The organism is Alcaligenes sp. SDU_A2 (assembly GCF_038237375.1).
Lineage (GTDB): Bacteria > Pseudomonadota > Gammaproteobacteria > Burkholderiales > Burkholderiaceae_B > Alcaligenes.
Genome location: NZ_CP151273.1, coordinates 3,301,378 through 3,313,334, shown reverse-complemented (window position 1 = coordinate 3,313,334; position 11,957 = coordinate 3,301,378). Strand labels below are relative to the sequence as shown.

The 11,957-nt window shown below is 52.7% G+C and carries 7 protein-coding genes; 2 read left to right on the top strand and 5 right to left on the bottom strand.

Translation table 11 applies throughout. The annotated features are described in order from the left end of the window. Positions 1-52: 52 nt before the first annotated feature. The 5 genes from AADW57_RS15325 to AADW57_RS15305 form a co-directional block, all read right to left on the bottom strand. Entirely contained in the window at positions 53-2,320 is a 2,268-nt protein-coding gene (locus tag AADW57_RS15325; RefSeq protein WP_341667750.1) for a TonB-dependent siderophore receptor, read from the bottom strand. A gap of 98 nt (positions 2,321-2,418) precedes the next feature. Beyond that, the gene (locus tag AADW57_RS15320) at positions 2,419-3,984 is read right to left on the bottom strand and encodes a YncE family protein (protein ID WP_341667749.1); all 1,566 of its coding nucleotides are present in this window, start codon (positions 3,982-3,984) and stop codon (positions 2,419-2,421) included. 76 nt (positions 3,985-4,060) lie between these two features. Continuing rightward, the gene (locus tag AADW57_RS15315) at positions 4,061-6,262 is read right to left on the bottom strand and encodes a TonB-dependent siderophore receptor (RefSeq protein WP_341667748.1); all 2,202 of its coding nucleotides are present in this window, start codon (positions 6,260-6,262) and stop codon (positions 4,061-4,063) included. A gap of 260 nt (positions 6,263-6,522) precedes the next feature. Next, a complete protein-coding gene (locus tag AADW57_RS15310; protein ID WP_341667747.1) occupies positions 6,523-7,752 on the bottom strand; it encodes an acyl-CoA dehydrogenase family protein in 1,230 nt (409 codons plus the stop codon). Between the two features lie 18 nt (positions 7,753-7,770). Beyond that, positions 7,771-9,063 carry a lysine N(6)-hydroxylase/L-ornithine N(5)-oxygenase family protein gene (locus tag AADW57_RS15305; RefSeq protein WP_341667746.1) on the bottom strand — a complete coding sequence of 431 codons (1,293 nt, stop codon included), beginning with the start codon at positions 9,061-9,063 and terminating at the stop codon, positions 7,771-7,773. Between the two features lie 227 nt (positions 9,064-9,290). Here AADW57_RS15305 and AADW57_RS15300 point away from each other — a divergent pair, with 227 nt between their 5' ends. Continuing rightward, positions 9,291-10,124 (top strand): formyltransferase family protein, encoded by an 834-nt coding sequence (locus AADW57_RS15300; protein ID WP_341667745.1) that lies wholly within the window; start codon positions 9,291-9,293, stop codon positions 10,122-10,124. Between the two features lie 168 nt (positions 10,125-10,292). Continuing rightward, on the top strand, positions 10,293-11,909 hold the full coding sequence (locus AADW57_RS15295; protein ID WP_341667744.1) for a cyclic peptide export ABC transporter: 1,617 nt from the start codon (positions 10,293-10,295) through the stop codon (positions 11,907-11,909). Positions 11,910-11,957: the final 48 nt, after the last annotated feature.

Below are 11,957 nucleotides of genomic sequence, written 5' to 3'. Positions count from 1 at the left end.
CAGCGCAACCGTTTAGGTTGCGCTGGTTACTGCAAAGGCTCTTTTTCGCTGTTTAGAACTGGTGCCTCAAGGTGGCCATGATGCTGCGGGGCGCGCCGTAGTCGCGGTAGCCGATCTGCTTTCTGTAGGTTTTGTCGAACAGGTTGTCGACATTGACCGTCAGATTTGTGTCGTTGTTGAACTGATAGCTGCTCATTAGATTGACCGTGGCATAGGCTTTTTGCGTGTAGCTATCCCGCACGACGGCGGGGACTCTATCGTTGTAGATCTTGCTTTGCCACTGGACGCCGCCACCGATTTTTAACTGGGGCAAAGAGCGTGGCGTGTAGGTGGTAAACATTTTGAACATATGCACAGGCAGGTCGGTGTTCAAATGCTTGCCCTTGCTCGATCGCGTCATGGTGCGGCTATAGCCGGCCTGCATGTTCCAGCCGGGGGTGATTTCGCCGGCCACTTCGATCTCCCAACCGCGCCCCTTGGTGTGATCTTCGGCGCGGTAGGCCGGGGTTCCCTCGGGCGTCACGTAGTTGCCGTCCAGCACGGCCAGGTTTTCTTTGCGCACCTGGAAGAAAGCAGTACTGATGTTCAATCGCTTGTCCAGGAGTTCTGCCTTTAGGCCAATTTCGTAGTTCTTGCCTTCTTCCGGGTCAAGAATGTTGCCGCTTCGATCCTTGCTGCTTTGAGGATTGAAGATTTCTGTATAGCTTGCGTAAGCCGTTAGGTTGTCATTGATGTCGTACAGCACGCCCACATAGGGGGTGATAACGCCATTTTCTTTGCGCTCAGAAGGGAAGGAGCCTTTACGCGTGAATTTCCAATCGCTCCAGCGACTGCCCAGAATGAGCGAGAAGCGGTCCGTGGGCCTGAGCCGTGTGGCCAGATAGGCACCAAATTGTTCGGTGGTGGAGATAAAGGGGGCCTGGAAGCTAAAGCCTTCCCAGTCCATAGGAGGAAACTGGAGCCGGTCATCGCTGTAGAACACGCCAGGCACAAAACCGCCGGCATGCGTGGACATGTCCCGGTGCACGCGCGAGCCATTGAAACCTGTAATCAGGTCGTGCTTGCGGTCAAACAATTCAAAGCTGCCGTTCAGGTGCGCATTGAATGCGTTCTTGGTCTCGACACTATTGTTATTGCCTACCCACAAGTCGGGGATCTGCAGGTCGTGGGTGACCGCGTAGATTTTGTACCACTGGTCGTGGAACTTGCGGTGGCCGTAGCTGTAGGACAAGGTGCCTTTCCAGTCCGGGTTGAATTCGTGTTCCAGTGCGACGGTCAGGTCTGTGCGTTTGTCGTTCTTGTAGGCCCAGTCAGGTGCCGTATTCATGCTTCTGTCATCCGGCGTGGGTATTCCATCAGTAAAGATGACCGGAAAACCGCTGCTGTAGCTGATGCTGTCCGCCTTTTCTTCGTCGTATTGCAGCGTCAGTCTGAGCAAGGTCTTGTCGGTCAGGTCGGACTCCAGCACGCCATAGGCCAGCGACTTTTTACCTTTGTAGTTGTCGATCCAGGAGTTGGATCTATCGTGCAGGGCGATGAAACGTCCCCGGAACGTGCCTTCTTCGTTCAGCGGTCCCCCGACGTCGAATACGCCACGACGCCGGTTCCAACTGCCCAGAGTGCCTTCCACAGAGCTCTGGAATTCGCGGGTGGGACGCTTGCGCGTGATGTTGATGCTGCCGCTGGGGTCGCCGGCCCCGGTCAACAGGCCGGTGGCTCCACGCACAACGGTGACCGAATCGTAGATGGCGGTGTCCAGCGAACCGGCACCGTAGTAAGACCAGCTTTGCGGGGAGGCTGGTAGACTGTCGATTACCAGATTTTCGAGACGAAAGCCGCGCGAAAAATAAAACGACTCGCCGCCAATCGGCGTGCCTGAGCGGTCGTTGTATACGCCTGTGACGGCAGTGACGACATCCGAGAGCGATGTCATGGCCTGATCCTGCATACGTTGTTGCGTGATCACCGTCAGGGCTTGCGGCGTATCGCGCAAAGACAGATTCAGGCCGGTTGCCGCCGTGCTGCTGGCTGCGTTATAGGCACCGGTGCCTTCGGTGATTTCGTTGAGCCTGGAGCCTTTGACGGTGACTGGTGCCAGTTGGGTTGTCTGCGGCTCGCTTGCTTGGGTCTGGGCAGATCCGGACGAGACGTTTTGAGGCGCTTGAGATGGTGAATCGACGGGGCTTGATTCCGCCTGTTGGGCAAGGGCGACCTGGTGGATGGAACCTAGGCCCATCAGCACGGCGGCGGCCAGCGCATTTAAACGCGCAGCGGTGGGAGTGCCCGTGCGGCGGCGCGGGCATGACTCGTGATATTTCATGGGATTGACTTATCGAAAATAACAGCAACAGAGCAAATATGATTAGGGTGAGATGAATCCCACCCTTTTGTTTTTTACTCAGTATTGATTCTATCTGTTTATTGTTTTAGGAGTTTTTCCATAGCCTTAATTGCTGCTTCTGACTTTGATAAATCTGTTTCTAGAAATTTCTTATACTCTTGCAGTTTTTTTATTTCTGATGAAACTTCTTCTGCTGGTTTTTTGTTTCCTTCTCTTTTCTGGTTTTCATTCTTGCTTTGTGCTTCTGTTAGTTCTTTCTCTGTTTTTTCTTTTTCTGTTTTTATTTTCTTGATATTTCTTTCAATTCGCTCTTTTTCTGCCTCGTAGCTCTCTTTTTCTGACATTATTCGGCAGGGTTGTTTTTCGCTGACTTTCTTGTCAGCCATGTTGAATGTTTGGACGGTGCATGCGCCTGGTTTTTCTAGTCCATCTATTCCTTTGGTGTAATCGGCCAGCGTTACTTTGCTGATCAGACCATGTTTTTCCAGATTTTTTTCTGCCCAGAATTTTTGCGTAACAAAGAATTCTGTGTTTTTGGTTTCTTCGCGTAAATGGATGTTGCTGACTAGCCCACGGAAAAAGAAATCGACCTCGTCACTGATGAGGATATTTCTGAAAGGCCGATTTTCTAATGATTTTTCATCATTGGGTAAGTCAACGACTGCCACGGTTTTTGATTCTAGATTTGTTACCAATGCTTGATTTAGATCTGCTTTGTAAGCAACTTCTAACGACGCGGCTCCAGTGAACAAGGAGCTTTGGTGATTGTTCTTGAGGTCAAAAAGATAAAGGCCTGGTTGGCCCGTTGAGTTCATTTCTGTAGCAAGAAGTGTTCCCTCTGGTCCTGGTGTGTAGTTGAATAACGTAATCGCAGTGTTTTTTTCTGTTAGGTTTTTAATTTCTCCGGTTTTGCTGGGGATTGATGTAATGCCCTTGGACCCTGCAAAAATTTTATTTTCTTTATAAAGCAGTGGGAATGCAATATTGTTTTCAATAACATTTATTTTAAAATTGTTATCTTTTTTTCCATCTTTTTTGTATTTTACAACGATTGATTCACCCTTCTCGTTTCTTACTGTATTGTAATTTATGTAGAAATCGCCATTTTCGTCAACTTGGACGTATCTGCCTTGAAATGGGATGTCTCCAATATTGGCGTTTGGTTTCAGGCATGTCGTTGTTCCTTTTTCCAAATCTACCATGCTGAATGCATTCGCGCTGGTGTGTGTCACAATCAGTTTGTTGTTGGTTTTGTCCAATGCCATAGCGTGCGCATGGAAAGGTAAAGGAATTGCTTTTTCATATTGCAGTGTGTCCGCGTTAAGGACGACGACAGCGCCGGGGCGCGCTCCTTTAACAGGTCCTTCCGGTCCAATCGCTCCACCGAACGCGGCATACAATTTCCCATCTTTTTCGACCATCTGATAAAAGCCGAAAATAAAATCGTAATCTTTCTTGGGTTGTAGCTTCAGGCCGTATTCTTCCCCGTAGCTGGCCCAGTCAGGGTCGTAGCCCTTGACTGTTTCGCAACTGCTAGTCTCGAACGAAGGGAATTGAGCAGAGCCCTGTGCTTGTGCAACAGATGCGGTTAACAGGCTGGAGGTCAGGATAGCTGCGTAGTGATAAATATGCTTTTTCTTCATGATTAAATCCATTCAATTGATTCTATTGGTTCTTCAGTTCTGAAAAATCGATATATTTTGTTTCAATCGATTGTTATTACCATCGATAGGCTATATTTCCGATTATCCGTCGGCGGGCCCCATATCCGCAAAATCCAGCCACATCCCCGCAAGCGGTGAAATATGTTTTATCTGTTAAGTTGTTTATGTTTAGGGATAGTGTAATCGGTCCGGTTTCATAGCTTGCCATTGCGTCAATTAATGTTGTCGCTGGCAGTTGTTGGCTGTCCTTTATTCCTAACCCTGTTTTTCCTTTGTATGTTACGCCTGCACCCATTCTCAAGTTTGGTATTCCAAGGTGATCAAACTTGTGCGTAACCCATAAGGATGTCGAGTTTCTTGGGAGTCCGGAGATTTGCTGATTAATTCTGTTTTCCCTATAAATATCTGCTTTTGTGAATTTATTATTAATATGAGAGTACTGGGCCATTATGTTCCAGTTTTCTAGGTTTATCCCTGCCTCTAATTCAAACCCATTGCCTTTTCGTTCAGCAGATTGTTCGCTAAAACCAGGGTGTTTCAAGTCTGCTGAAATTCCGTTTTCTTCTTTTATATTAAATACGGCAGCGCTTAGTAGAATGTTTTGATCTTCAGACTGCCATTTTATTCCAGCTTCAACTTGTTTCCCAACCAATGGCTCTGCTAGTTCCCCATTGAATTTCCGCACGCCAAAGACAGCTTGGAAGGATTCCGAATAGCTTATGTATGGAGAAAATCCGCCGCCTGCAAGCCATACCAAACCTATTCTCGGGCTGATTCTGTCATCTTTTTGATGAACACCATTTTGATATTGAGTTGCAATATCGTATCTGAGCGCCCCAGTCAGCAAAAATGTATCTGCGATCTTTACTTGGTCTTGCAGTGTGATCCCATATTGCTTCATTTGCTTATGGGTTTCTGGTGCTTTCGATAGGTCTGGCGGTGTAAAATTGTCGTGTCTGGGATTGTCGATATTAATCGACGAGCTCATCCCTTCAAGCCAGGCACTATTTCCATGTACATTGCTCATGTCGAACGCAAACAAGGTGTTGTGTTCAAGAGGCCCTGTCCGGAATTTTCCTTGTAAAAGTACATCGGTTGCGTAGGCAAAACGGCGCTCCGATTCGTAGTGGAAGGTGCGCTGCATGTATTCGCCACCGATCGGGTCTGGAATTCCGTTGGCATTTGTATACACATAGTCGCCTGCCCAATAGGCAGGAACCAGGGTTTGGAGCTTGCGGTCTGATACGGAGTAGCGGAAATGGTGCTTCAGCTGCCAATTGTCGTTGAGCTGTTTATCGAACTCCCATCCGATACGTTGGCGTGTGCCGCGGGCTTTGTCCCATCCTGGTTCACTGATAAATCGATTCGTGGGGATGTTTCCTAGGGCTCGATCCCGGATGGTGCCCAGATGCGGCAGGTAGCCCAGAACGGTATTGTTGTCATCGTGTTGATATTCGGCGAATACAGTCAGGCTTGTCGTGGCATCGGGGTGCCAACTGATGGTGGGACGCACGAATGCACGTTTGGATTTTGCTGTATCGACTTGGGTCTTGCTGTCGTTGCCGACCGCAATCAGGCGATATAGCCATTCTCCCTGTTCGTCGATGGGGCCGGTCAGGTCGGTAGCGATCTGCTTATAGCCGTAATTGCCATAGCTAATGGAAACTTCCCTGGCAGCCGTGGCCTGTGGACGTTTACTGACCAGATTGACAACGCCACCGGGAAAGTTATTGCCCGAAATAACAGCACTGGGTCCTCGCAGAACTTCGATCCGTTCATAGGCATATGGTTCACTGCGTACATCCGCCTTTTCGGAGACGGATATGGTGTCGGATAGTCCGTCCTCGAAGGTTTTTGCTCCAAAGCCCCGCACCTGAAGCCAGTCTCCAAAGTTATCTACACCGACGTTGCCTGGATTGACTCCAGGGGTGTATCGCAATGCATCGGACAGGCTTTGGGAGCCTTGGTCTTTAATCTGTTGGGCTCCGATGACACTGATGGACTGAGGAATTTCGTTTAATGGGGTATCGGTTCTTGTAGCCGTGGCGGATCGTTTGGCAACATAGCCCGTGACCGGATCAAAGGCGCTGCGCTCTTGTTGGGCTTTGATCGTAATGCTCGGCAAGGTCGCGGGAGCATCGTTTGAAGCAGGTGAGATGCTGGTGGCGCTGCTTTGTTGTGCTTGGATAGCAGGGGATAACAATACACTGCACAGAGCGAGGGCTAAAGGAGAGAGTTTGAGTCCGTTTTGGCACATGATCCGAGTTGTCTTTTAAAAGTAATTAATCCGCTCAATTGCAAGATGTGTTTTAGGCGACGAGTTTTTGCCTATAGAAAACTCACTCGCAATGGAAATTCAAGTTCTGATACATATTCTTTATTGAGACGAAATAGGAATCATTCTGTTTAAATTGGACCTACGGCTACTGGGCGAATGCGCTGCGCGGTTCTGGATGTTCAAAAAAGACAGCCCGCGCGGGCGGGCTGTTGCAGGTGCGGACGCCTATGTGGCGCAGTTCAGGGCGCAGGCACAGTCAGCGGGTCGGGGGGCAGTCCCATTTGCTCGCGCCCCATTGCTTGCGAGCACAGGTCGTAGTCGGTATAGGCGTGCGCCGCAGTGACATTGATGTCGCGAAACAGACGTTGCATGGGGTTGTGGTCCAGCCAGGCCGATCCGCCCGACGCGGCGAACAGGCGGTTGACCGCTTCGGCGCACATTTTGATGGCATAGGCTTGTTCGGTGCGCCATTCCACGGCGGTGCGTTGCGACGGGTAGGTTTGGCGCTCGGCATGGATACGATGATCCTGCCAGGACTTTTCCATCAGTGCGCGTGCCGCCTTGACCTGGTGGGTGGACTCGCCCAGGCGCAGCAACATGGGTGGCATGGTGCCCACCAGCACGCCACTGTAGGCCCGCCGCCGGTTGCGGTTTTTTTCGATGAACATGGCCAGTGCTTTTTCGGCGATGCCCAGCCCCACAGCGGCAAAAATGCTGGCGAAGTAGGGGCGGTAGGGCGAGTGGAACAAGGTGCTGTCCGGGTATTGGCTGATGCCCGCCGAGCGCCCTTCGAACAGCATATCGTCGATGGCTTGGATGCGGTGGTTGGGCACGAAGGCCTTGTCCAGGACGATGGACTTGGAGCCGCTGCCGGACATGGCCATGCTGTGCCAGTCGTCCTGGATGCGATAATCGCCGCGCGGCACGACGGCAAAACTGTAGATGGTCTGGCCCTGTGCGTTGAGTCGGTTTACCCCCAGGATGGCCCATTCGGTGTGGTCGCAACCGCTGCTCCAGCCGAAGGTGCCCGACAGCAGGATGCCGCCGTCCACTTCCTCGTATCGTCCCAGAGGCGCAATGCTGCTGCTGGCGGTGCAGTTGGGATCGCTTGCCCAGACTTCGTCCTGCAATTGTTTGGGAAAGTGCGCCAGCATATAGTTGTGCGTGCTCATCAGGCCAAAGGCCCATGCCGTGCTGGCGCAGGCGCTGGCCACATCGACCAGGCATTGCGCAAACTCGGGCAGGCAGGCTTCATAGCCACCGTAGGTAATGGGCAGAAAGACCCGGTGCAGTCCTGTGGATTTCAGAAGCGCGATATTTTGCGGCGGCACCATCCTGTCTTTTTCGGTTTTGGCGGCAGACGCTTCGATGGCGGGCAAGACGGCTCTGACGCGCTCGCGCAAGCTCTCTTTGGGTTTGTCGTCCGGTGCGGCGCTGGCGGGAAAACTTAGAACTCGGTGTGGCTGCATAAGGTGCGTGTCCCTGGCTTAAGCGGCTTGTATTTCTTGGTTCAGTAATTGATTCAGCAGTACGTGCGCCACTTCGCCGGCCCGCACAGCGGTCAGCGAGAGTAAGGTGTCGCTCAGGCCGTGGGTGGTTTCATTAGAGCCAAGCACGAAGATCGTGGGTTTGAGTTCGCTACGGGTCTTCAGGCGATAAAAGCGATCAGTGCTGAAATCGTCCATGTACGGCTGTAGCGGCTTGAGCAGGGCGTGGTGCAGGTCGCGTTCGTAGCCGGTGGCCAGAATGACGGCGTCGTAGCGGCGCAGCACGCTGGTGCCGGTGTTCAAATTATGCAGCCGCAGCTCTATATGGTCCGGGCTGGCCGTGATGGCCTGAACCTGGTGGCGCAGGCACAGGTTCAGGCGCTCCTTGCCTTGTACCTGTTGTTCGTACAGCAGGCGGTTCATGGCGTTGAGCAGGTCTACGTCTATGCAGGCGTAGTTGGCATGACGAAATTCCTGCAGAAATGCGAGCCGTTGATCCGGCTCCAGGTGATAGATGTGCTCGACAAATTCCTTGTTGAATATTTTGTTTACGAAGGGGGTTTCATCGGCAGGCTTGGGCGCGTAGGTGCGTGCGATCAGCTCGACGTTTTTATCTTGGTGCGAGGCCAGATCCATAAAGATTTCGGCGGCGCTCTGGCCGGCACCGATGACGGCTATGCGTTGTGCCTGGCTGTTTTCCCGGATTTTCTGCAGATAATGATGCGAATGAAAAATCCGTGGGTCCTGAATGGCCTGGGTGCAGAAATCGGGGATTTTTGGGGTGCCGCCGATGCTGGCGATCAGGTTGCGGGCAAGACGCTCCTTGCGTTCGCCCTTGGCGTTGCGAGTAACGACCTTGAGCAGGGTGACGTGATGGCTTTCGTTGATCGGGCTGACTTCGATGACTTGTTCGCCCGAGGCCACCCAGGGGCCCAGTTGCCGGGCGGCCCAGCCCAGGTAGTCGTTAAATTCGATGCGGCTGGGGTTGAAGCTTTTCAGGTTCAGGAACTGATCGAAACGTCCCTGGCTATGTATATAGTTGATGAAGGAATAGCGGCTGCAGGGATTGCGCGGCGTGGCCAGATCCTTCATGTAGGAAATCTGCATGTCGGCATCTTTGAGCAGCATGTGGGGGTGCCAGGCAAATTCCTGCTGCTGCTCGATAAATACCATGTTCAAAATATCGTGCGGGTCGCGGCTTGGGTGTGTTTTGGTCAGGCTTTCCTCCAGCGCGATGGCAATGGCCATATTCGAGGGGCCAAAACCGATGCCAATCATGTCATAGATAGTCATACATTTCCCGATCCCATTCATTGTTCTTCGTGCGTGCGACCAGGTTGGTGGCCGGCACGCGGATAAAGTGCATGTGCGTCAATTGGGAAAGATGACGATTTCTCTGTCATTTTGTTTAATGCGAATGATAGTTATTGTTATTATTTTTCTTGTTATTGAACAAAATGAATAGACGTTCGTCTCCAGGGCATACCTACGTGGGTATGCGAGCCGGATGCGGATGATTCATGAAAAGAAAATTAGTCTATGTAATGTCCTTGCGTAACGCCGCAGCGGACAAGGCCGGGCAATGGGTGGCCTATAAAGGCGAGCGGCGCTACATGATGTCGCCGCTGGAGTATCTGGTTCATCAGTTGAACGATTCCGAGTTGGGCAATCTGTATTCGCTGGAAGCGCTAATTTACGATGACATCGCGGATTACGCCGCCGATCAAGCCAAGCTAGGCAGTTATGGCCGGGCCGGTCGGGATGGTTCGCCCTGGATTTATCCCTTGGATCTGTGCGTGCAGGGCAGGCCCGTGAACGAGCTGCTCGAAAACATTCCTTCTACCTATCGCAGTCTGCCTGTGGGCGATCCGGCGCGCAGCTCGGGTAAGCAAGCCTTCGAGCAGCGCCTGCAGCAACGCTTTCAGGCGCTGGAGGCGGATTGGGTTGTACTGGACGGTTTGATTGTGATTCTGGACGAGCTTGTTCGTCCAGGGGCACCGTTTCAGGGTCGGATCGTCAATATCCACCCCGGTCTGACTCGCCAGGACTCGCCTTACCGTCGGCGCGGAGCGACCGCGACCCTGGATGCGTTGTACGGGGCGCGGGGGCAGCAGATTCTGAATTGGCAGACGATGGCAACGCGCGCGGTGACGCCCTTGAACAAGACGGGGGCGTCATTTCATGTCGTGGATCAGGGGATTGATTCTGGACCGGTGCTTTGGGAGGTGCTCAATACCCAGATCGAACCGGATGACACCATTCTGGAATTGCGCTGGAAAAACTTTACACACAGCTTGTTTCCAGCGCTCTCGCATGGTTTGGCCTATCTGGCCAGCCAGCCCCAGGGCTCGTGACCCAGAGCGTTCGCGGGCATGGTTTGGCCCATTTTTTCCGGCGTCGGGCATGGTGGTCCCAGTCCGGTTTATTTCTGCTGCGTAGTGTCGGCGCGCTGAAGCCTGTCGCGGCGGTAAATGGCGAGGCTTTGTGCCGGCATACGGTGGCAATCTATCAAGGATGCAGTCTTGTTTAAGTATCTCATCAAGAAATCCTGGCCTTTGCTGACCTTTTGCGCTGTTTTGAGCGTAGTCGGCGGTTTGTTGAGCGTGCGACTGCTGGCCCTGATTACCGAGGTCATCACGGTTTCGTCGGAGACATCCAAGGCGCAATTAGGCGTGCAGTTTGCAGCGACGGCCTTGGCAGCCATGCTGTTTCAGTCCACGGCGCAGATCCTGCTGGAGCGCCTGGGCCAGCGGGTCCATGCCCAATTGCGCAATTACATTGTGGATCACGTCAATGCGGCAGACTTTCGTTCCTTGGAGACAATGGGGCGGGGCCGGATGCAGGCCGCCATGTCCGAACACACATTGAATGTGAAGTTCTTTTTCGGCTTCATGCCCATTATGCTGACCAACGCGGCCATTGTGCTGGGCTGTTTGATTTACATGGCGTCCTTGTCCTGGGAGATTTTTCTGTTTGCCAGCGCTGTGATCGGCGCAGGGTTTTTGACGTTTCAGTTGGCAGGGCTGCGCGCAGTCAAGCATTTGCAACGGGCCGAGTACGAGCAGGACCGTATGTTGGGCATTTTCAATGCGCTGATCAATGGTGCCAAGGAACTGCGCCTGAATGCCGGCAAGCGGGATCGCTTTTTGCGTTCGCACATGCGCGATTCGATCGAGCAGGTGCGGCGCGAACGCAGCCTGGGCATGACGATCTACATTGTGTCCTCGGTCTGGAATAACTTTCTGATTTTTGTGTTTATCGGTCTGGTCTTGTTTGTGCTGACCGAGAGCGCCTCCGAGCAAGTGCGGGTCACGACCGGTTTTGCTCTGTTGCTGGTGTATATGGTCGGGCCGCTGGAAGCCGTGATCAATAGTCTGCCGCCCATGAAGTCGGCCGGCATGTCGGCCCGGCATATCGAGTCTATGGTGGCCGGGCTGACGCAAAGCGAACATATGGCCGAACAGGCCGGTCCGCAGCAGGTGCGCTCTTTGGTGCTGCGCGGGGTGACGCATCAGTATTATCACGAAGGCACCAATGACGTCTTTACGCTGGGCCCGATCGATTTGAGCTTTGCCCCCGGGCAGCTTAATTATCTGGTGGGCGGCAATGGCAGCGGCAAAACCAGTCTGGCTAAGCTGCTGGTAGGCTTGTACAAACCGGAAAACGGCACCATCGAGCTGAATGGCCAGAAGATCGATGATGACAATCGGGATAAGTACAGGCAGATGTTTTCGGCTATTTTTTCCGATTTTCATTTGTTCGACAGCTTGCTGGATAGCGTTTCCAGCGGCTTTGACGAGCGCGGCAACGCCTTGCTGACCAAGCTGAATCTGCACCACAAGGTGCAGATCAAAGAGGGGGCATTTACCACACAGGCTTTGTCGCAAGGCCAGCGCAAGCGTCTGGCTCTGGTGGCTGCCTATCTGGAAGACCGGCCTTTTCTGGTGTTTGACGAATGGGCGGCCGATCAGGACCCGGTCTTTAAGGATGTGTTCTACCACGAGCTGCTGCCCGAGCTCAAAGCAATGGGCAAGACCGTACTGGTCATCAGCCATGATGACCGCTATTTCCATCTGGCTGATCGCTTGATCAAAATGGAAAGCGGGCGGATTGTCCCGGATGCCGAGACAGGCCGTTAAAAACGAAAGATTAGCCTTGCTGGTGTGAAAGGGCCCCGTGCCGATGGA

Coding starts and splice junctions, on each gene's coding strand:
- AADW57_RS15325 (WP_341667750.1), bottom strand. CDS start 2,320: ATGAAATATCACGAGTCATGCCCGCGCCGCCGCACGGGCACTCCCACC.
- AADW57_RS15320 (WP_341667749.1), bottom strand. CDS start 3,984: ATGAAGAAAAAGCATATTTATCACTACGCAGCTATCCTGACCTCCAGC.
- AADW57_RS15315 (WP_341667748.1), bottom strand. CDS start 6,262: ATGTGCCAAAACGGACTCAAACTCTCTCCTTTAGCCCTCGCTCTGTGC.
- AADW57_RS15310 (WP_341667747.1), bottom strand. CDS start 7,752: ATGCAGCCACACCGAGTTCTAAGTTTTCCCGCCAGCGCCGCACCGGAC.
- AADW57_RS15305 (WP_341667746.1), bottom strand. CDS start 9,063: ATGACTATCTATGACATGATTGGCATCGGTTTTGGCCCCTCGAATATG.
- AADW57_RS15300 (WP_341667745.1), top strand. CDS start 9,291: ATGAAAAGAAAATTAGTCTATGTAATGTCCTTGCGTAACGCCGCAGCG.